General features: G+C 59.1%; 19 protein-coding genes and 1 tRNA gene. 9 read left to right on the top strand and 11 right to left on the bottom strand.

Features of this window, described 5'->3' with window-relative positions:
• Positions 1–38: 38 nt before the first annotated feature.
• From HMPREF2635_RS02885 to HMPREF2635_RS02860, 6 genes are all read right to left on the bottom strand, one after another.
• Positions 39–338: a DUF202 domain-containing protein gene (locus tag HMPREF2635_RS02885; RefSeq protein ID WP_070510748.1), complete on the bottom strand. Its 300-nt coding sequence runs from the start codon at positions 336–338 to the stop codon at positions 39–41.
• Positions 335–697 carry a YidH family protein gene (locus tag HMPREF2635_RS02880; RefSeq protein ID WP_046648866.1) on the bottom strand — a complete coding sequence of 121 codons (363 nt, stop codon included), beginning with the start codon at positions 695–697 and terminating at the stop codon, positions 335–337. Before HMPREF2635_RS02880 ends, HMPREF2635_RS02885 begins: the two co-directional genes overlap by 4 nt.
• A gap of 60 nt (positions 698–757) precedes the next feature.
• Positions 758–1441 carry a potassium channel family protein gene (locus HMPREF2635_RS02875; RefSeq protein ID WP_070510746.1) on the bottom strand — a complete coding sequence of 228 codons (684 nt, stop codon included), beginning with the start codon at positions 1439–1441 and terminating at the stop codon, positions 758–760.
• A gap of 1 nt (position 1442) precedes the next feature.
• Positions 1443–2807 carry a TrkH family potassium uptake protein gene (locus HMPREF2635_RS02870; RefSeq protein ID WP_070510743.1) on the bottom strand — a complete coding sequence of 455 codons (1365 nt, stop codon included), beginning with the start codon at positions 2805–2807 and terminating at the stop codon, positions 1443–1445.
• 104 nt (positions 2808–2911) lie between these two features.
• A complete protein-coding gene (locus tag HMPREF2635_RS02865; RefSeq protein WP_070510741.1) occupies positions 2912–4960 on the bottom strand; it encodes a YhgE/Pip domain-containing protein in 2049 nt (682 codons plus the stop codon).
• The gene (locus HMPREF2635_RS02860; RefSeq protein WP_070821255.1) at positions 4960–7500 is read right to left on the bottom strand and encodes a YhgE/Pip domain-containing protein; all 2541 of its coding nucleotides are present in this window, start codon (positions 7498–7500) and stop codon (positions 4960–4962) included. Before HMPREF2635_RS02860 ends, HMPREF2635_RS02865 begins: the two co-directional genes overlap by 1 nt.
• A 174-nt stretch (positions 7501–7674) precedes the next feature.
• Between HMPREF2635_RS02860 and HMPREF2635_RS02855 the strand changes: the two genes are divergently transcribed.
• From HMPREF2635_RS02855 to HMPREF2635_RS13385, 5 genes are all read left to right on the top strand, one after another.
• A complete protein-coding gene (locus tag HMPREF2635_RS02855; RefSeq protein ID WP_011272788.1) occupies positions 7675–8859 on the top strand; it encodes an Nramp family divalent metal transporter in 1185 nt (394 codons plus the stop codon).
• 20 nt (positions 8860–8879) lie between these two features.
• On the top strand, positions 8880–9272 hold the full coding sequence (locus HMPREF2635_RS02850; protein ID WP_070546121.1) for an NUDIX hydrolase: 393 nt from the start codon (positions 8880–8882) through the stop codon (positions 9270–9272).
• A gap of 943 nt (positions 9273–10215) precedes the next feature.
• Complete coding sequence (locus HMPREF2635_RS02845) at positions 10216–10791, top strand: TetR/AcrR family transcriptional regulator (protein WP_070546119.1); 576 nt, start codon at positions 10216–10218, stop codon at positions 10789–10791.
• Entirely contained in the window at positions 10788–11150 is a 363-nt protein-coding gene (locus tag HMPREF2635_RS02840) for a DoxX family protein (RefSeq protein WP_049157746.1), read from the top strand. Before HMPREF2635_RS02845 ends, HMPREF2635_RS02840 begins: the two co-directional genes overlap by 4 nt.
• Positions 11151–11329: 179 nt before the next feature.
• Positions 11330–11611, top strand: a complete 282-nt coding sequence (locus HMPREF2635_RS13385) for a PIN domain-containing protein (RefSeq protein ID WP_070510735.1) — start codon at positions 11330–11332, stop codon at positions 11609–11611.
• 496 nt (positions 11612–12107) lie between these two features.
• On the opposite strand, the gene HMPREF2635_RS13210 is transcribed toward HMPREF2635_RS13385, so the two are convergent.
• The 4 genes from HMPREF2635_RS13210 to HMPREF2635_RS02820 all read right to left on the bottom strand — a co-directional run bounded on the left by HMPREF2635_RS13210 (position 12108) and on the right by HMPREF2635_RS02820 (position 15913).
• Positions 12108–12803, bottom strand: coding sequence for a chymotrypsin family serine protease (locus HMPREF2635_RS13210; RefSeq protein WP_141745871.1), 696 nt, complete (start codon positions 12801–12803; stop codon positions 12108–12110).
• A gap of 344 nt (positions 12804–13147) precedes the next feature.
• Positions 13148–13807, bottom strand: coding sequence for a hypothetical protein (locus HMPREF2635_RS02830; RefSeq protein WP_070510733.1), 660 nt, complete (start codon positions 13805–13807; stop codon positions 13148–13150).
• 817 nt (positions 13808–14624) lie between these two features.
• Positions 14625–14713, bottom strand: a tRNA-Ser gene (locus HMPREF2635_RS02825).
• 45 nt (positions 14714–14758) lie between these two features.
• A complete protein-coding gene (locus HMPREF2635_RS02820; protein ID WP_070821254.1) occupies positions 14759–15913 on the bottom strand; it encodes a PucR family transcriptional regulator in 1155 nt (384 codons plus the stop codon).
• A 113-nt stretch (positions 15914–16026) separates the two neighbouring features.
• Here HMPREF2635_RS02820 and HMPREF2635_RS02815 point away from each other — a divergent pair, with 113 nt between their 5' ends.
• From HMPREF2635_RS02815 to HMPREF2635_RS02800, 4 genes are read left to right on the top strand one after another with little or no spacing between them, the layout of a single operon-like run.
• Positions 16027–17424, top strand: a complete 1398-nt coding sequence (locus HMPREF2635_RS02815; protein ID WP_246824832.1) for an amino acid permease — start codon at positions 16027–16029, stop codon at positions 17422–17424.
• Between the two features lie 13 nt (positions 17425–17437).
• Complete coding sequence (locus HMPREF2635_RS02810) at positions 17438–19111, top strand: alpha-keto acid decarboxylase family protein (RefSeq protein ID WP_070821253.1); 1674 nt, start codon at positions 17438–17440, stop codon at positions 19109–19111.
• Between the two features lie 10 nt (positions 19112–19121).
• Positions 19122–20180: a histidinol-phosphate transaminase gene (hisC, locus tag HMPREF2635_RS02805; protein WP_070821252.1), complete on the top strand. Its 1059-nt coding sequence runs from the start codon at positions 19122–19124 to the stop codon at positions 20178–20180.
• A 21-nt stretch (positions 20181–20201) separates the two neighbouring features.
• Positions 20202–20573: a phage holin family protein gene (locus tag HMPREF2635_RS02800; protein ID WP_070821251.1), complete on the top strand. Its 372-nt coding sequence runs from the start codon at positions 20202–20204 to the stop codon at positions 20571–20573.
• On the opposite strand, the gene HMPREF2635_RS02795 is transcribed toward HMPREF2635_RS02800, so the two are convergent.
• Positions 20570–20824, bottom strand: coding sequence for a MoaD/ThiS family protein (locus HMPREF2635_RS02795; RefSeq protein ID WP_049157394.1), 255 nt, complete (start codon positions 20822–20824; stop codon positions 20570–20572). The two genes, HMPREF2635_RS02800 and HMPREF2635_RS02795, sit on opposite strands and share 4 nt — an antisense overlap.
• Between the last annotated feature and the right edge of the window lie 34 nt (positions 20825–20858).

The raw sequence follows: 20858 nt of genomic DNA, 5'->3' as shown, positions 1-20858 counted from the left end.
ACCTGCAGGTTGCGGGATCGAGGTCTGGGGGTTTGGCTCTACCAGATAGCGGCAAAGGCAACCGCCCCGAGAATCATCGTTCCCAGCGCAACGGCGGCAAGAGCCGGAGCTCCGGGCAGGGCAGGTGATTGGGCCCGAGCCAGGATCTCGTCAACATGGCGGAGCTTGGCGGTGGCCAACCACAGCACCACGGCCACCACTACCCCTACAATCAGAGCCGCCCATGGCGCCACGGAACGAACGACCAGCAAACCCGCGATGAGGCCGGCTAGACCCGTGCGCTGCCAGGCTAAGCGGGTGCGCTCGGGTTGGAGGCCGGGATCAAAAAGCTCGCTCACGCTAGCAGCTCGCCCACCAGAATCATCAGGCCGATGATGATCACCACACCAACAATCAACGCCAACGCTGGGCTAGCCGGGAGCGGACGCCCATGGCGCATCGCTCGTTCCGAAGCACCCCAGTGAAACCATGCCACCGCCGGCAGGATGATGGCCACGATCAGCATGATGACAGAAACGACGCGAGTCAGCGTGGTGTTCAGCGGCAGCTCGAAGGTCTCCAGAGCCACACCACCGGCGATAAAGGCCAGCGACGTGCGAATCCACGCCAGGAACGTGCGCTCATTAGCCATGCTGAAGCGCGGGTCGGGTTCCTCCCCTGTTCCATACACCGAGCCCGGAAAACGTGCCTTCGTCATACGCGCCACTGTAGCGCCCCGCTCCTCACTCCACAGTGCGAGGCACCCCAGGCACCGCGCTTAGGACTGCGAGAAGGCCTCCAGATCCGCGGGGCTACCGGCGACGACGATGAGGTCGCGGTGGGTGAGCTCGGTGCCGTCGACAAGCGGGCGCCACTGGCCAGGCCCCTCACAGCGTGAGATGAGCTGAACGTTGTGCTCTTCCCACACCTGGTGCAGGTTGAGCGGACGCTTGCTTATCGACGCCGGCGGGGTCATCGCCGTCACACCATAGTCGGTGGCGATCTCCGCAAAGTCCTCGAAGCGCCCGCCCAACAGATGCGCCACGCGGCGGCCCGTATCGCGCTCTGGGCGGATCACGTGGTGCACTCCCAATTGGCGCAGGATACGGGCGTGCGCATCCGAATCTGCCTTGGCCCAGATATCGCCTACTCCCAGTTCCACCAAGTTCGAGGCGGTGAGGATGGAATCTTCCAGATCGGAGCCGATGGCCACGACCACGCGTTCCACTTCATCAACGCCCAGCTGGCGGAGTGCCTCGGCGTCGGTCGTATCCGCGGTCACCGCCTCGGTGAGGTACGCGGCGTGCTCGCGCACGTGCTTCTCCTCGGCATCGATGCCAAGAACCTCCACGCCATGCTCCATCAATTCACGGGCCAGGGAAGAACCGAACCGCCCCATGCCAATGACGACGACCGGCGGAATATTGATGGACGTCTTCTCACGCCGCAGGGCGCTGAACATGTTAGCCAATGAACGGCCTTTCTTCTGGGTAGCGGTAGCGCAGGCTAATAGTCCGGGCGGCCAGTGCCGCCACGAAGGTGGTGGGGCCTACGCGGCCAACGTACATGATGAGGCACAGCATGAGCTGTGATGGTGCGGACAAACTTGCGGTAATACCCGTGGACAAACCCACGGTGGCAAAGGCGGACATGACTTCGAAAGTGACCTGGTCCGCGGTGAACTCGGGGTCCCAGATGCGCAGCGTTGCCACGCCTACGGCAACGACGATCATTCCGGCGGCGGTCAGCGCGAGGGCCTGGCGGAAGGTGGACAGCGGCAGGCGACGGTGCCCGATGGAGGTGTCTTCCCGGCCCAAAAATTCAGAGATCATCGCCGCGCCCAGAACGCATGCGGTCGTCACCTTGATGCCACCCGCTGTACCGGCGGAGCCGCCGCCGATGAACATCAAGATGTCCGTGACCATCAGCGTCAACGGGTGCGCTTCCCCGTAGTCGATGGCGTTGAAACCTGCCGTTCGGGGCGAAGCGCTCATGAAGAAGGCGTTGATCAGCTTCTGTCCCAGCGGCATCCCGTGTAGTACCCCAGAGTTTTCTGCGAGAAAGAAAACCACGGTGCCGCCCAGCAGCAAGAACGCGGTGGCGCCCAGCGTCATCCGGGCGGTCATGGACATGCGGTGAATGCGCGGCGTGCCACCACGCCAGCGTGTTAGCCGTGCGCGGGCCCGTCGCACGAACTCCGCCAGCATGGGATAGCCCAAGCCACCGGTAATCAGGGCGCAGGCGAGGGGCAACAGGATCCAAGCATCGGCGGCAAAGGAAACGACGCTATCGGAATAGGTACTAAAGCCGGCGTTGTTGAAGGCCGAAATAGCGTGGAAGATGCCTTCCCACACCGCGCGTCCTGGTGCCACACCATGCTCAGTGGCTAGACGCACGCCGATAAATACGGCAACGATGGCCTCGCAGATCAGAGTCATCACCAAGGTAAGCAGCAAGGCGCGGCGAATTCCGCCAGAAGTCACGGCGCGGCCCTCCGCGGCACTTGTTCTGCGAGCTTTGAAGCTGATGCGGCCGGTCAGAAGCATGCCAGATAGCGACGCCAAACTCATGATGCCGAGGCCGCCCAGCTGGATGAGCGTAATAATGACCACTTGGCCGAAGGGCGTCCAATAAGTTCCGGTGTCCTCCACCACGAGACCCGTCAAAGAGACCGCTGAGGTTGCCGTAAAAAACGCAGGCAAGAACGGAGTCCACTGCGGAACGTTGGCGGAAATCGGTAGCATAAGAAGCACCGTTCCCACGAGGATAAGCAGAATAAAGCCCGCGGCGGTGAGCCGAGCTGGGCCCAGGAAATGACCGCGTTTCACAGCGTTTCAGCTTACCGCTGGGTGCCGTTTCACGGGACCCCACTAACCTGTGAGTATCTCCAGAGTTTTATGTAAATAGCATCGGCTGCACCGTGCGGTAAGCACTACATCAGCTTGGTCTTCTCCAAGGTCTCCACCCAGCCGTTGGTGAACTTCTCCAGCGGCTTGTGGAAGACCACGCCCAACACGAGCATCGGTACGGCAAAGAGCAAGAGCGCGAACAGGGAGAGCCAGTAATCACCGTGGTAGGTTCCGGCGATGGCCGCGCGGAAAGCACGGATGGTATAGGTCGCCGGCAACCACGGGCTAATGTTCTGGAACCAGTCCGGGAGCACCTGCAAGGGGTAGGCACCGCCCGACGACGATACTTGGACCACCAGCATGAGCACCGCCAAGGCTTTGCCTGCGTTGGCGAAGGAGACCACGAAGGTGTAGCAAATCAGCATAAAGATGAGCGAGCTAACCCAGCCTGCCAGCAGCATGAGAATCGGGTGCGCGGGCTCGATGCCCACGAAGAAGATGAGGCCCAAGATGAGCATCGTCGACTGCATGAGACCAACCGCGACGAACATTCCAAAGCGGCCGAAGAAGCGCTGCATCGGCGAGTACTTGTCCTTGTCCACCACGTCGGTGCGCACGCTCACCGCAGTCAGCAGCGCGCCGACCCACAGGGCCAGCGCCGTGTACATGGGTGTCATGCCGGCACCAAAGCTCTTGACTGGGTAGACCGCTTGCCTGTCGACGTCCACCGGAGCCGCAATCGCACGCGCCAAGGCATCCGGATCGGAACCGATGAGGTCCGCCAACTTCTTCAGATCCCCGGATGCCGCAGCGGAGTCGATATCCTTCCGCAGGTCGCCGAACTTGTTGGCCTTATCCTGCAGGCCAGAGGCGAGCTTCTGTACCGCATCCCGAGCATCCGTCAGGGAAGAGGAATCAATGGTGACGGGAGTCTTCGCGGTATCCAGATCCGCGCTCACCTGGCCCAGGGAGTCCTGCAGCGCACGCAGGGATTCGCGCAGACCAGAGGTGGAGATTCCCTCCACTGCCTTCTTGGCATTGTCGATGCTGGAGAGATCCGGCTTCGTGGGTTCGGGAGCATTCGCGGCCGCAGTGAGGCGCGCGTGGAGAGTGCGCTGCGCGTCGATGGCCTCCTCGATACGGCTGAGCGACTTCTCTTTATCCCCGGCAGGAATTGGCAGGGCCTCAATGTGGCCGTGCAGGTTCTGATACTGGGCAATGGTGCCTTCTACCTGGCCGGCCAAGGTGTTGAGCGCGGCGACGCGGTCGGCGCGGGAGGCGGAGGCGTCGTCGTAAAGCGCATCAATGCGTTGGCGCACCACATCATAACTAGCGCTGGTGGCATCGAGCGATTGCTGCAGCGCATCCGTGGAAACGTTGAGCGAGGAGGACTGAATCTCCGGCAGCTCCAGGTCCGCCGAGTCCGCAATGCGCTGGGCGCTTTCCATGAGCGGAACCGCGGTATCCACGAGGCCAGCGAGGGAACGCGCGGTACGGGCGGCCATATCGAGCTGGGTCTGCACGCCATCCGCGCGCGCCTGCATCCGGTCCAACACAGCCTTGGTATCGCCCTGGCTCAAGAAGTCGGAGAGTGAGGTGACCAGATCGAAGGAGACGTCACCGACCGTCGTGGTGAAGGCCTCGGCCACCTGAGCCGACACGCCTTCTGCACCCTGACCAGTGATCTTCGGCGCCAGCGCATTCTTCTTCTCATTCGTATAGAAGGACAAGTCGGCGGGCTTGGATCCATCCGTGTAGAAGTTCATCATGTCGGTACTGAAATCTTCCGGCAGCACGATGGCTGCGTAATACTCACCGGACTTGGTACCTTCAATCGCCTCATCGGAAGTCGTCACAACCCAATCCAGCTGCTCGTTTGCACGTAGCTCATTGAGCACCTGGTCGCCGACGTTGATGGGCACCGGCAACAGATCGCTTTTATAGCCGGTGTCCTTGCTAGCCACCGCCACCTTGAGCTGGCTGGTGTTATCGAAGGGATCCCAGCTGGCCAGAACGTTAAACCAGGTGAACAGCATCGGGATAACGACGAGGCCCACGAGCATCACCGTGCTCATCACGTTGCGGCATGCGGTGCGCATGTCGTTGACGAAAAGATCGAGTGTTCCACGCATTAGTTATCCCCCTCCGTGGAGTCGGCCCCGATGCGAGCCGGATGTTTGATGTCATCCTCATCCAACGTCACCAGCTCTGCGGACTGCTTCAGACTGATGCGTAGGTAGTCCAGGGTGACCGCGGCGATAATGATGAGGAAGCACCATGCCGTCCAAATAGCCAGAAGCAGCGGCTTCTGGTCGGGCAAGAGACCCGAGACGACGATGAGGATCACCACTCCGATAACACCGGCGATGGCCACCAGCTTGAGCCAGTAGCCCCAGTCATGCGCGCGGCGGTCCAAATCTTTCTTCAGACCACTGCGGCTATCCAACGCCTGGATGACGTCCGCGATGCGGTAGCCGGAGCCGACAACCTGCACATTTTCATAGTCAAAGAGCTCGGTATCCCGCAGCTCGCGGTTAAAGATGACGTTGAAGTGCGCCAAAGCCTTACGCAGCAACAGGCCGAAGACGAAGAACAGAATGAACATGAAGGCGAGCACGCCCATGTTCTTGAAATAGTGGTTGCCGTAGAACCCACCGATGGTTTCACGCATGGCATCGATGCCGTACGTGAATGGCAGTAGTGGGTAGATGGTGTGGAAGAAGTTGGGCAACAGCTCAATCGGGTACAGGCCCGAAGCACCCGGAATCTGGATAATGACAAAGACCACGCAGAGGCCGCGGCCGAGGTGCCCCAGCGACGTCGACAACCCATAGATAATGCTCAAGTAGGCCAGCCCCACGAGCACGCCCGTCAGGATGAAGGCAGGCGCGTTCACGGTCTGCACGCCGATGAGCAGGTCACCGACGGTCACCGTGATGGCCTGGATGATGACCATCAAGGCCATGAGGAGGAAGCGGCCTAGGTAGGCCTGGCCCACCGTGACGCGGTGGAATCCTTCCTTATCCACCTCGACCCGGAAGATAACCATGAGGACAAAGGCGCCGATCCACAGGGAGAGGTTGGTAAACAGCGCCGCCATGGCGGAGCCGTAGCTGTCCACCGGGTACACGGTTTCGGTCTTCAGCTCGATGGGCTCGGCAAAGAACTTACCGATTTCTTCCGCATCCAGCCCGGTGACATCTTGAACGACTTTGGAGTTCATCGCAGCACGCAGCGAACCCACATCACCCTGCATAGCGCGCAAACTGTCCTGTAGGGCAAGGAGGTTGGCATCGAAATCGGACAAGGTGTCCTTCGTGGCCCGCAGCTGCTGGGCCACACCATCTAGGAGACCGTCTGCCTCCTGCATGGTGCCCTTCTGGGCTTCCAGGGTGGAGCTCAAAGCACTCGCCGTGGAGCTCAGGCTGCTCATGGCGCGGTTGATCTCCGGCACGGCCGTCGTCACGGTATCGCGCAGCGTTTGCGAGGTGGCCTTAGTATCGGCCGCTGCCTGGTTGATGGCCTCCGCACTAGCCTGCACATTGTCCGCCGCGGTCTGAGTATCCTTGCTCAGCGCGCTGAGGTTTCCCACCAACTGGCGGTTGGATTCATTACCCTCATCAAGGCGCTGGATCGCGTCATCAATTTCCTTGGCCACCTGCGGTGAGAGCGTTGCGGAATCGCGCAGGGCTTTAAGCTGCGCAATCGATTCTGCGCTCGCGTCAATGGCAGTGTTCGCTCGCTGCGTGGCGTAATCGAAACGGTCACCGGCCTGGTTCAGGCCAGCTGTGACATCCGCAATGGATTCCTGCGCCTGGGCGGTACCGTCCGCCACCGCACTTGCGCCACTGACGAAGGCACCTGTGGTCTGGTCGGTGAAGTCACCGATGCCCCCTTGGGCCTGCTCGACTAGGGAGGAGACCTCGGCGAGGGCTGTTTGGGCGTCGCCCAGCGCAGCACTCACATTGGCCACCGTAGACTTAGCTCCCAACGTGGAATCAGCAGCGGCGTCAAGCTTTCCCTGGATCCGCGCAAGGTTCTCGCGGTTGCCGTCAATCTCCTGCGCGGTCTCCCCGAACGCGGAGCTGGTGTTGTTCATCGCGCGCGTGATTTTTCGCTCGAAGTCGGTACCGGTGTCCTTAACGTTTTCCGCCGCAACCGTGGCCACCTGCTCCTTGAAGGCTGCCGTAATCTGCTTGTCCAGACCTTTGGCACCGGTATCCGTGATCTTCACGGCGATGGCGTTGTTCTTCTCGTTGACACGGTAGACCAGCTGGGGCTGCGTGAACTTCCCGTCGAGCATGCTCACGAGGTTCTCGCTAAAGTCCTCAGGAATCGTCACCGAGGCATACACGTCTCCCTCTAAAAGAGCTTTCTCGGCTTCATCGCGCTCGAGGAATTGCCAGCCTAGCTGGTCATTCTTTTTGAGTTTCTCAATGACCTCACTGCCGACATCTATCTTCCCCGTCAGCTCGTTGTTAGCACCCTTATCCTCGTTAACCACGGCCACCTTGATGTTGTTGGTATGGCCGTAAGGGTCACGAAAAGCCGCGATGTTCACCCATGAATACAACGCGGGGGTGATGATGAGTCCGATGAGGATGATCCACACCCTGGGGACGCGGCCAAGCCTGGCTACATCCCTGATAAAAATCTTCCAACTTTGGCGCACTGAAGGGAGTATACCCGTTGCACCTCCCTGTCTCTAACCAGCCAAAATACATAAAGTAATTTAAATAATTAACAAATAAACTTTAACATGGTTTGCCGGATCAAACCCCTGGCTTGAACATATGGCGATGAAAACTAGACTTCAAGTAGTTGAACTTTTGGTATGGAGATGCCTATGCGTAAGACCTTAATCAGCCTCACCGGCCCCGCCTTCGTTGCTGCAGTGGCTTACGTCGACCCCGGCAACGTAGCCGCCAACATCAGCGCCGGCTCCCACTACGGCTACCTCCTGGTGTGGGTACTCGTCGTGGCCAACCTCATGGCCATGTTCATCCAGTACCACTCCGCCAAACTGGGCCTAGTCACCCACCGCTCCCTGCCGGAAATCATGGGCGAGCGTCTCTCCCGCCGCGCGCGCCTAGGCATGTGGGCCCAGGCCGAGCTCATCGCCGCGGCCACCGACCTCGCCGAAGTCATCGGCGGCGCCATTGCCCTGCAACTCCTCTTCAACCTCCCCCTGTTCGCGGGCGCGCTCATCATCGGCGCGGTCTCCATCATTCTCCTCATCTTCCAGAAGAAGAACCAGTGGTTCGAGGGGCTTGTCATCGGCCTGCTCCTGGTCATCTGCATCGGCTTCCTTGCCGGCCTCGCCATCGCCCCGCCCGACCCCGCCGACGTGGCCGGCGGCCTCATCCCCCGCCTAGAGGGCAAGGACAGCATCCTGCTGGCCGCCTCCATGTTGGGCGCCACCGTCATGCCGCACGCCATTTACCTACACTCCTCCCTGACCAAGCAGCGCTACCCCGACCTGGAAATCCCCCACGTGCTGGCCGGCACCCGCGCGGACATCGCCGTGGCGCTGTCCATCGCCGGGCTCGTCAACGTGGGCCTGCTGGTCCTGGCGGGCTCGGCCCTCTACGGCGTGGACGGCACAGAGACCATCTCCGGGGCCCACACGGCGATTGCCAGCCACCTCGGCCCGCTGGCCGGCGTTCTCTTCGCCATCGGCCTGCTGGCCAGCGGCCTCGCCTCGACGTCAGTGGGCGCCTACGCCGGCTCCGAAATCATGGACGGCCTGCTTCACATCAAGGTCCCCCTACTAGTCCGCCGCCTGGTCACGCTCATCCCGGCGCTGGTCATCATCGGCTGCGGGGTCGACCCCACTATGGCACTGGTGGTCAGCCAGGCACTTCTTTCCCTGGGCATCCCCTTCGCCATCATCCCGCTTTTCCGCTATGCCGGCTCCCGGGACGTCATGGGTGAGTTCGCCGCGAAACCCTGGTCTATGGCCGTGGGCTGGACGCTTGCCGCGCTGGTCATCGCACTCAATCTCGCCCTCGTGCTCCTGCCGCTGCTCTAGGCCGCCTACAATCAGCAGCCATGATTGAAGTAGCAGCCGTCGTCATCCGCAACCCACAAGGCCACGTGCTTACCGTGCGCAAGAAGTCCTCCACCAAGTACCAACTGCCCGGCGGCAAGCCCGAGGCGGGCGAGGCGCTTGTCGACGCCGCCCTACGCGAAGTCGCCGAAGAAGTAGGCCTCACCCTCGACGCCGAGAGCCTCAACAAACTCGGCACCTTCGACGCTCCCGCCGCCAACGAACCGGGCGAGGTCGTCGTCGGCACCATCTTCACCTGCACCCGCACCGTCACCACCGACGAACCCCACGCCGCCGCCGAAATCGGGGACACCGCCTGGGTCAACCCAACAGCACCCGACCGCGAGCTTGCGCACCTGTTGCGTGACCGCGTCTTCCCCGCGCTGGCTGGGTAGGTACGTTTTCGTAAATTGCATCTCGAAGCCACAGGCCGCATCGCCTGTTTCTACGCATCTGTAGCAGCGCACCTCCGCGCCCATTTTCTCGGCTCATCAACATAAGACAGAGGCAGGTCCGCTGAAATACCCACCCCTACTCAGGCATTTACTTCTTCCCGCTGGGAAGAAACACAAGGACAATGACCAAAACTGCTAGAGCAATCGTGACAGCATACGGCCATTGAACATAAACGGAAAGCGTCATCAGAATAACGCCAATAGTGGCCAAGATTTTTTTCCACATAAATTATTCTCCCTAACCAGTAGATTCTCTTTGACTGCTCTCCAGACAGTTCAGCAACGTCCATATGGCGAAATTCCAAGCACGCTACCCTAAAACCTTCGCCATTTAGTGCAACGATAGTTTTCAAAAACCAACCCGCTGAGGAAGTGCTTTAACTGGAGCGAGAACTGATACTGCCGCAATCAGCACTACCAGAGGCGCACATTTCTTGGGGCAATACATGCCCTTATCCCTTTCGCGAGAAGATGGCCGAGAACTCGGACACCCCCTAGAGTTACATGTGGTAGACAAATTTGGAAGCAAAAAATGGAAACCGTAGACGAACGTATACACTTCCCCAAAAATCCTTGCGAGAGCCCGCAAGAGGGCGTATCTTGCCGCAATTCGCCCTGCTGACATTTAGCCTCCTTTAGGCTTCGGCCTACCTGCTGCTTCTGTCATTGTCGGCACCATCTTCACCTGCACACGCACCGTCACCACCGACGAGCCCCACGCCGCCGCCGAAATCGGCGACACCGCCTGGGTCAACCCAGCTGCACCCGACCGCGAACTTGCGCATCTGTTGCGCGACCGCGTCTTCCCCGCGCTGGCCTAGCGCCAACTGTCAACACTTCGGCGTCATTGACCCCGAAGCCATCAAGAGCTACCCTTTTGAACATGTTCACTGAACACGTTCACCCATCGCGTTCGGCCGCCAAAGCTGGCACCGACAGCAAGGTCCTGGCCACCGCCTACGAACTCTTCCTCACTCAGGGCTACGCCACCACCAGCATCCGGACTATCGCATCCGAAGCTGGCGTTAGCGTGGGAACCGTCATGGGAGTCGGCGACAAACAAACGCTGCTCATCCGCACCATTGGCCAACACATTTCAGAACTCCACGATGACATCCGGGGACAATCCGATAGCCTTCTCGATGTCCTGAGACCTTTCCTCCAGATGTTTACCGGCCACGAAGAGCTCTCCCGCGCCTTTGGCGCAGCACTCATCCAACAAGGCAATCAAGGCGAAGCGCTCACCGCACTCAAAACGCTCCTGACCGATGAAATCACCCTGCGACTCGGCACCAGGCTCAGCAGCGCCGATGCGGCCGAGTACGCCGACCTGCTGTACAACGTCTACCTCGGCTTACTCATCGGCTGGGCCGCCGGAATCTACGACACCGAGCACCTCACATCCCAAGCCGCCTCATCGATCGAACGCCTCAACACCGCATTCGGAGTAACCCAATGATCCTAGAATCTTCCCCAGCCTGGCCCTCCCTTCTACTAGCAGCCATTCTGCTTGGCGACGCCGCCCTCTCCCTCAAACCAGTCCCCTTCATCGAAGCCTGCCTCAGCGGCGTCAAACTCCCCAAGGACTGGTGGTGGGCGCTCATTGTCATCAAGTGCCTCGCCGCCGTAGGACTCATTGCCGGCCTCTGGTTCCCCGGCGTAGGAATCACAGCCATGATTGGAGTCATCGCCTATTTCTGCGCGGCCGCAGCAGCCCATGTCCGCGCCCACTTCCTCGGTAGCGCATTCTGGATCAACTGCTTAGGCATGCTCGCATTCTCCATCGGAGTACCGATCCTGACGCTCGCACTGACTTAAGACACCAGTCAACCATTCACGGCTTCCAGAAGGAAGATGCATCATCGCACCTATTGATTGATGACTTGATGCTTTCTACCCTAAAGGTATGCACACCAGGATAAACCTCCCCTCCTTCGATTGCGGCGGACCAGCTCTAGTTGATCTCAGCGACAAAGAAGCCGTATGGGCGGTGCTCGATGATCATTCCTGATGTCAACATTCTCGTTTATACCTTCCACTCCGCAGCACCACAACATAAACCCGCTCAGCAGTGGTTAAGTGGTGCGCTGAATCGGCATGAAACAATTGGGCTCCTGGATGTTGTGGCAACGGGCCTTGTTCGAGTTATGACCAACCACAAGCTATTCCACAAACCACTAACCGCCCAGCAAGCACTGACTGCACTCAATACCATTTTAGCGGCCCCAAACGGGCACTCTTTTGAGCTCCAGCCCAGGGACCTGGACAACCTTCACTGAACTGGTGCGCTTGCACAAGCTTAAAGCCAGCGACATCCCTGATGCCTGGATAGCCGCGTCCGTAATAGAAGAAGAAGCAACCTTACTGAGCCAAGATCAGGGCTTTGCCCGCTTCCGAGAGCTGCGCTGGCACCCGCTTCTAGAATGACAACAACAAACGCAGATCCCGAGCCACCGGTGAACGATGACTAGGGTTCTATAAGTTGAAGCAGCGAAATCAAGCAATCAATAAACCGACAAGCCCTCGACTAAAGCGACAAAATTAACGCACTCTAAAACTTCTCGATGTTAGGACAAGGACTAGTATTGAGGCATCTGCCGATGGCGCTACGTCCGCCGACTAACAAAATACACTCGGCAACAACCAACACCGTCCAAATCCGACTCGTCGCTAGCGCAGGAAGTCGTTGAGCAGATTCCGCCTCCTCTTTTGCGTAGCAGCTGCAACTAGTCGTTAGATAAAGCGGAAAATCTCCTAGCAAACAGGCTGTGTAATTTAACCATTTCCTTTACACTCATTAGAAGAAGAGTCTTCAGAGAGTTTTTCCTCCAGGAAAGAAAGCGGCGTGATAGTAGTATCCCCTTTCCCATTGCCGCCTTCAATGAGGGCCACCAATTCTCCTGCAGGATTATAGACAGGGGCGCCTGAATCCCCAGGTTTTGAAGTCATTTGAGCCTTTAGAGTTCGCGCCTGATATTCTCTCCCATTGATGGAAAATGCCTCACAATATAAGTTCTTGTCGTTGACAACCCCATCAATTCTCCCTCCGAGAAAGGTTTTTGCAAAAATAGCTGAAGGTATTTCGATACTTTTATCACTAATTTTATCAGCCCGAAGAACGTAATCTACCGGAGGATCAAGAAGTATTTCTGAAACATCTATCCCTTGGTTACTCCACAAGTAGTTTTCACCAATACTTCCAATACGCCTACCTTTCGAATACACTTCATCCGCACTTTCACCACAATGACCGGCAGTCAAGGCCCGCTGCTGGGAAATGATAGTCACAGAACACGTCACCGCCCCTCGGGGAGGACCCACCTGCACCTCATCTCCACTTTCAATATATGAAAGAGGATCGAAATTCCTCTGTTGAGCAGTAGATATTGATGAAGCCGTGGCCCCAAAAGATACGCTAGCCAGAAAGAAAAGAGCTAGCCTGCCTACTATAGAAATAGTATTTTGTTTCATAACTTAATAAATAATCAATCTAAAACAGAGGCAGGCCCGCTAAAATACCCACCTCTGCTCAGATATTTACTTCTTCCCAGATGGAACAAACACAAGGAAAATGACCAAAATTGCTAGAGCAATCGTGACCCCATACGGCCACTGAAGTTGAGCGGAAAGCATCATCAATAAAACGCCCACAGTGGCCAATATCTTTTTCCACATATTTTACTCTCCAGAACCATTTCTATTCTTGCCAGGCGGCAGATTCTCTTGGACTGTTATCTGAACAATGCAGAAACATCCATATGGCAAAATTCCAATTACCTTTCCCTAAACTCCTTTCTGTTTAGAGGAAGGATAATTTATTGAAAACCAACCCGCTGAGGATATGCATTATGTGTGAAAGCGCCAGCCACAATCGAACCAATGCCATAGTCTGCATACATACCACCGGGCGCAAGACCAGCAATAGCCCCTCCAGTAGCTAGGATTTTGGAAAGAACTGGCTCGGGAATCCAGACTCCAGCGATTGTGACACCGCCACCCACCCGGTTAATCGTCGTTTTAGACAGTAGCACCCTCACATAAGTCCCATGGAATTCAATTCCATTCCGACCCTCTTGAAAGTATGGATCAATGTCATCATCATCAGCGCTCGAAATCTTCGGCCCTTTTTCCCAGAAAGTTATCGAGTCTCCCGCCACCTTCATCTCAAGGTTACTATCAGCCTTGGCCTCGCTGATCCTTTCGTTCTGAGTCTCTACTTCATTTTTGATTTCTTGCAGTTCCTTTTGCGAAAGAGCGCTTTCTGCCTCTCTAGCAATCGCGAATTGGTCTCCCTGAAGGAAAACATAGGAATCTGCTTTTTCCGCAACTTCTGAGGAAACAGAAGACTGAGAGGCATTATTCTGAGTCGACTCAGCGAGGTCAGTCTCAGTACCGGCACTAGCATTGACTGGTGCAAAAACTGTTGCTGCCGCAACCAGCACCACTAAACGCGTAGATTTCTTGAGACGATACATGTCCATAATCCTTTCTAGAAAAGATGGCTGAAAATCGGACACCCCTAGAGTTACATCCAGTAGGGATAATTGGAAGCAAAAGATGTAAAATGTAGACTATTGTATAAACTTCCTCAAGATTTGTTGCGAGGGCGCACAAGAAGGCATATAATCCCTCCCCTTCCCCGCAAACCCTAGTCTTTTGAGACTCGGGTTAACCAGCGCCCCAAAGACTGGTGGTGGGCGCTCATTGTCATCAAGTGCCGCGCAGCCACAGGAGTCATCGACGGACTCTGGTTCCCAAGCGTAGGAATCGCATCCATGTGTTGAGTCATCGCATATTTCTGCGCAGCCTCAGCAGCCCGTGTCCGCGCCCACTTCCTCGACAGTGAATTCTGGATCAACTGCTTAGGCATGCTCGCGCTCTCAACCGGTGTATTGGTCCTGCCGCTAGTGCTGAATTAGGCGACCAAAAATTCTTCGGAACCACCCCTGCCCCATTTCGCCATCAAGCACATTCGCCCGATATTTACTTCTTTTTCATCCCCCACCTCACTATGCCGTTCGTTGCTTTGGGAAGTGGCTGAGGGGAATAGCACTCATGAATTTTGGAAAGAACAAAATATTCGGACAAAGTTCTCATCGGGATCGATGTTCGCGTTACTTTCCACATCCCAAATTGGCTCTTTTAGTAACTCCATGACGCTCCCAGCCAGCACAGATTAAGGTCAGCGCCTTCATTCTAAGTTCCCTGCTCACGGGCTGTCGGCATACGAAGGAACTGAAAACGTAAAATCCCGAGCCACCGGTGAAACGATGACTCGGGTTCTGTAGTTTGCGGAGACGAGAGGATTTGAACCTCCGGACCTACGCAAGTAAGTCAACTCCTTAGCAGGGAGCCCCATTCGGCCGCTCTGGCACGTCTCCAGCGATTCGCAATGAATCGTCCATCACTCTACCTGAGCGCTTCCCCTAGGGACAAAATGGGGCTTCCCTATTCTTTCCCTGAAGCGCCGCATGCAGCTTAAGGGCAACGTAGAGAGCCGCGCAGCGCCAGCCATCATCCAGCACGCCGGGCCCGAGAATCTCACGGACGCGGTCGAGGCGATAGTGCAGCGTGGCGCGGTGAATGTAGAGTGCAGCGGCGGTCGCAGAGACGTTGCGGGAATGCTCAAAGTAGGTCAGCAGGGTCTGCCAGTAGGAGTTGCGAGGGTCGTCGAGAAGCACGGCGGCATCCGGGCTCATCTCCACCACCGTTGCTTGGGTCAGCTCCCACCCGCGCAGCAGCCGCCACGCACCGGCCTCCTCCCAGCGCAGCGAATCCTGGCCGCAGAGTTTGGCCACGTCCGCCATGAGTCGCGCCTGCGGGGCCGTCGGTGCCGAACCGCGGGCTACCACCGCGGCGCCGGCGACGAGCGCAGCACTCTGTAGCTCCTCCATGAGGGCCTCGGTGTCCTTGTCATCGCGGCGGCACTCAACGAGTACAAGGGAATCGTGAGAGTCCGCGACCAAGAAAGGACGGCGCACCAGCGGGCGGGCAAGTTCCACGGCCACCGCGCGCTGATCGCCTTCCACCAGCACGCGATGCACGGTCAGCTCGCCATCGGAGGGCAAGAGATCGCGCTCCCGCGCACCCGCCAGCGCGGCCGGATCACCGGTGAGCACCTCGCGGGCCAGCTCGCCGAGCTGTTGAGCGCGGGCGGCGAGGGGCGCATCGCGTTCGTCGATAAGCCTGGCCAGCGGAGCTGTTAGCGAACCGAGGCGGACCAAGGGGGCGTCGCCCAGCGCGGGCTCATCAATAATCCACAGATAACCCACCAGCCAGTCCTCGTGCCGCAGAGGAATGACCACGCGGGGCAGCATGTCATAGCGCGGGTTGGCGGGCAGGCGTACCGGCAGCACAGCCTCCTGGATGCCGAAACTCAGCATCCACGGAATGGGCTCCGGGGGCGGGGTGCGATTAAGAATGGAGGCCGCCCTGTTCTTATCGATGGCACCGATTTGCGCACTAGCCGCAATCACCGCGATGGCGGGGGTGGTCACCTCCACGGAGCGCTGCAGGATCTGGGCGCATTCGTCGACGATGTCTTGGATGCTCGTCAGCTGCGGAGGCGGTACTTTTGACATATGTCAAAGATACTTCCGCTTCTTGTCTAGTGACAAACAAAACTGTGGTGCGCCATAATCTCCTACAGTTCAATGACTCACGTCACAGATATACGTTCATGAAGGGCGTCTACATGACCACAACCAACCATCCCGTCAGGGCACAGGACGTTGTCGCCAGCGACAACACCAGTGCAGACGACGGCCTGCAGCGCGGCATGAAGTCGCGCCACCTGCAAATGATCGCTTTTGGCTCGTGCATCGGCACGGGCCTCTTCTTAGGCTCCGGCGCCTCCATCCAGGAGGCCGGTCCCGGCGTTATCGCCGCCTACGCCATCGGCGGCTTCATCATCTTCCTCATCATGCGCATGCTTGGTGAGATGGCCGTGGAGCACCCCGTCGCAGGCTCCTTCAGTGCTTATGCCCGCGAGTACATCGGGCCCATCGCCGGTTTTGTCACCGGTTGGAACTGGTGGTTTACCACCATCGTCGTCGGCATGCTGGAGCTCACCGCCGCCGGCACCATCATGGATTTCTGGTTCCCCGGGATCCCCCACTGGCTCACCGCCCTCGTCGCGCTCGTCATCGTCACCGCCATCAACCTGGTGCACGTCGGTGCCTTCGCCGAGGCAGAGTTCTGGCTCTCCCTCATCAAGGTCGCCGCGCTCATCCTCATGATCGTCGTCGGCGCGGCCATCGTCTTTGGCCTCACCCCGGAGCCCGCCCTGGGCTTAAGCAATATCACCGAGCACGGTGGCTTCTTCCCCAACGGCGCTACCGGCATGCTCTTCTCCCTCGTCGCGGTGATTTTCTCCTTCGGCGGCATCATCTCCATCGGCACCGCCGCAGGCGAGGCGCAGGATCCCGCCAAGAGCCTGCCCAAGGCCATCAACAACGTCATCTGGCGCATCCTCCTCTTCTACGTCGGCGGCATCAGCATCATCGTGCTGCTCGCCCCGTGGAATGAACTCGATACTTCCACCTCACCCTTCGTGCGCGCACTGAGCACCCTGGGCATTACAGCCGCCGCCACGGGCCTCAACCTCATCGTGCTGGTCGCCGCCGTCTCTGTGTTCAACACCATGACCTTCTCCGGCGCACGCATGCTGCGGGATCTTTCCCGCGGCGGCCAGGCCCCGCCCTTCTTCAACTCCGTCAGTGCCAAGGGCGTGCCGGTTCGCGCCTTGCTCTTCAACTCCCTGCTCATGGGTTCGGCGGTACTGCTCAATTTCCTCTTCGAAGGCAAGATCCTGATTGTTCTCCTCGCCATCATCGTCGGCGCGGAGCTCATCTCCTGGTCCGCCATCGCCCTTGCACACCTGAACTTCCGCAAGCGCTGCCCTAACGCCGCCTTCCGCGCGCCCCTCTACCCCATCGCTAACTACCTGTGCTTGGCCTTCTTCGCTCTTGTCATCGCTTTGATGTTCATGCTGCCCGACTACCGCACCGGCGCCATTGTCCTACCCTGTTGGATTGTGACCTTGGCCCTCATCTGGCTGGGCAAGAAGCGCCACGACGCACGAACCAAGTAGAAAGGACCCTCTCATGCAGACCACCATTGGTGATTTCATCCTGGACCGCCTCAAAGCCATCGGCATTACCGAAATCATCGGCGTGCCCGGTGACTTCAACCTGAGCTTCCTCGAGCAGATTGAGGCTTCCGAGGGCATCCGCTTCGTCGGCGCCTGCAACGAGCTCAACGCCGCCTATGCTGCCGACGGGTATGCACGCCAGAAGGGCGTGGGCTGCCTGCTCACCACCTATGGCGTGGGCGAGCTTTCCGCACTCAACGGCATCGCTGGTGCCCGCGCTGAGCACGTCCCGCTAGTCTCCCTCGCCGGCGCGCCGCCGCAGTACGCGACGGAGTTCCGCTGGAACCTGCACCACTCGCTTGCCGACGGCGACTATGCCAACATGCTGGATTCCTTCGCGCCCTTCACCGAGGTGGCCACACGCGTGTCCCCCATGAACGTGGTCGAGGAATTCGACCGCGCCCTGCATACCTGCCTGCGCGAGAAGCGCCCAGTCCACATCCAGATTCCTTCCGATATCACTCACCTGACCATCGAGGTCCCTGACGAGCCATTCTCCACCGAGCTCGCAACCTCCGATCCGGAGCGCCTGAACGCCGCTGCGGACTACGTGCTGGAGCACCTCGCGAAGGCCAAGGACCCGATCATCCTCATCGACCAGGACACCAACCGCCACGGTTTCACGGAGAAGTTCCGCGCCATCATCGACAAGGCCCAGCTGCCCTACTCCCAGCTCTCCTCCGGCAAGGCCATCCTGTCTGAGCGCCACCCGCTCTTCATCGGCACCTATAACGGCGCGGCCTCTGCCCCGGGCGTGCAGGAGCGCATCGAAAAGTCCGACTTCCTAGTCACCACGAACCCGCGCTTCATCGAGGTCAACTCCGGCTCCTTCACCCACAACCTGGCCGACGCCCGCGTCTACAACTTCGGCGACCAGCACCTCAACGCCGACGGTGAATTCTTCGTGGGCATCAATACGCTGGAGCTTCTCGACGTCCTCCTGGACCGCATCCCGGAAGCGGAGGCAACCGCAACCAAAGAATTCCAGCCGGAGCCCTTCGAGCCGAACCCGGATGCCCCGCTGACTCAGGAGCGCATCTGGCCGCAGATGCTCGGCTTCATCCAGGAAGATGACGTGGTCATCGCCGAGGCCGGCACCTCCAATATCGGCCTGGGCCAGCAGCGCATGCCCGAGGGCGTGCAGTACATCAATTCCACCATTTGGGGTTCCATCGGCTTTACCCTGCCGTGCGTGCTGGGCTCGCAGCTGGCTAACCCGGAGCGCCGCCACGTCCTCTTCATCGGCGATGGCTCTTTCCAGCTCACCGCCCAGGAGCTCTCCACCATCCTGCGCCAGGACCTCAAGCCCATCATCGTGCTGGTCAATAACGATGGCTACACCATCGAGCGCTACATCTTGGGCATGGAGCGCGAATACAACGAGATCCAGATGTGGGATTACACGGCGCTGCCGAAGGTGTTCATGAAGGACACCTCGATGGAGTCCTACGTGGCCTCCACCGAAGGCGAGCTGGCCACGGCCCTGGAGGACATCGCCGCCCACCCAGAGCGCGGCGCCTTCCTCGAGGTGCGCCTCGATGCTTTCGACGCGCCGAAGGGCCTCCAGGCCTTCGGGCCGCAGACCGCTGACTTCGACTTCGGGCCCCGCGGCCCCCGCAACGCCTAAGGTGGAGAACATGATTCGACCAGACCTTTCCTCCCTGCCAGCCTACGTTCCCGGCAAAAACGCCGAGCACGCCCTGAAGCTTTCTTCCAACGAGGCAACTCAGGAGCCGCTGCCCGGCGCGCTGAAGGCCATGGAGACCGCCGCCGCGCACGTCAACCGCTACCCAGATATGGGTGCGGTGGAAATCCGCAAGGCGCTGGCGGAAAACCTTGGTGTTACTCCGGAGCAGGTCACCACGGGTGCTGGTTCTTCTGCCATCTGCCAGCAGTTGGTGCAGATCACCTCAGTGCCCGGTGATGAGATTGTCTTCCCCTGGCGCTCCTTCGAGGCTTATCCCATCTTCGCGCAGGTCGTGGGCGCTACCCCGGTCAAGGTCCCGCTCACTGCGGATCACCGCGTGGACTTGGAAGCCATGGCGGCTGCCATCACGGACAAGACCCGCCTGATCTTCGTGTGCAACCCGAATAACCCCACCGGTTCCATCATCACCAAGGAAGAGTTCGACACCTTCCTGGCCAAGGTCCCGAAGGACGTCATCGTGGCGCTCGATGAGGCTTACATCGAGTACAACCGCAATGACGCCGTCCCGCTGGCCACCGACTATGTCCATACCCACGACAACGTCATTGGCCTGCGCACCTTCTCCAAGGCCTATGGCCTGGCTGGTGTGCGCTTGGGCTATGCCTTCGGCAACGCCGAGATCATCGAGGCCTTAAGCAAAGTGGCCATCCCGTTCTCCGTGAACTCCATCGCGCAGGCAGGTGCTGTGGCTTCGTTGGCCGCCCAGAAGGAGCTGCGTGAGCGCACCGACGAAACCGTGGAGCAGCGTGACCGCCTGGTTGAGCACTTCGCGGACTTTGGCGTACCGGAATCCCAGGCCAACCACATCTGGTTCGCGGCAGACACCATTGCGAAGTTGGGCTCCCCGCAGGACGTTGCTGCACAGCTTGCCGACAATGACGTTCTCGTCCGCGCCTTTCCCGAGGGCGTGCGCGTAACCGTGACCACAGCTGAGGAAACCGACGTCCTGCTTAAGGCGTGGGACGCTGCCTTCGCTGCAGAGGAGTAGTTTCCGCGCTAGAGTGCAGTTGTGAAGACATTTATCAATTTTGCACTCAACGTCATTGCCGTCGCGGTGGCCTTCTGGGCCGTGGTGGCGATTGTCCCCGGAATCGACATCGTTCCTGCTAGTACCCAGAATTTCCTGTTCATCGCGGCGGTCTTCATCATCGTCAACGAGGTCGTCACCCCGGTGCTTCGCTTCCTCGGCGCCCCGCTGACCTGCCTGACACTGGGACTGTTCGCGCTCGTCATTAACGGCGCGGTCCTGCTCCTCGTCAGCGCGCTGATGGACTCACTCGTCATCGACGGCTGGGGTGCTGCCATCATCGGCGCGATTGTGCTCGCGATTGTCTCCGGCGTGGTGAACTTCTTCACCAGCCCGCTGCGGGTCCGCAACTAACCCCCAGCAAAAGGCGGGAGGACGTCGACGCGGGAGGCGCGGCCAAGCACGGCGTCTTCCTTTGCGCTCGCGCCATCCACCAGGAAGGTGCAGCGCTCCAGCACCTCCGCAAAGCTCATGCCGGCCTCGGTGCTGCCAGTATGCCGAGCACGCAACACGTCCAGCAACTCCCCCAAGGTCGCCGCCTGCGCCGTGTCTTGCGCGCGCCCCGCGGCAGCGCGGGCTGCGGCAAAGTAGTGTATGTCAACCATGGTTGCCACTATGCCAGCCTCTGCGACAGGAAGG

The organism is Corynebacterium sp. HMSC035E02, from assembly GCF_001836065.1.
GTDB classification, from domain to species: domain Bacteria; phylum Actinomycetota; class Actinomycetes; order Mycobacteriales; family Mycobacteriaceae; genus Corynebacterium; species Corynebacterium hiratae.
Note: the sequence above shows the minus strand (reverse complement) of the source record. Positions and strands in the feature narration are given on the sequence as shown.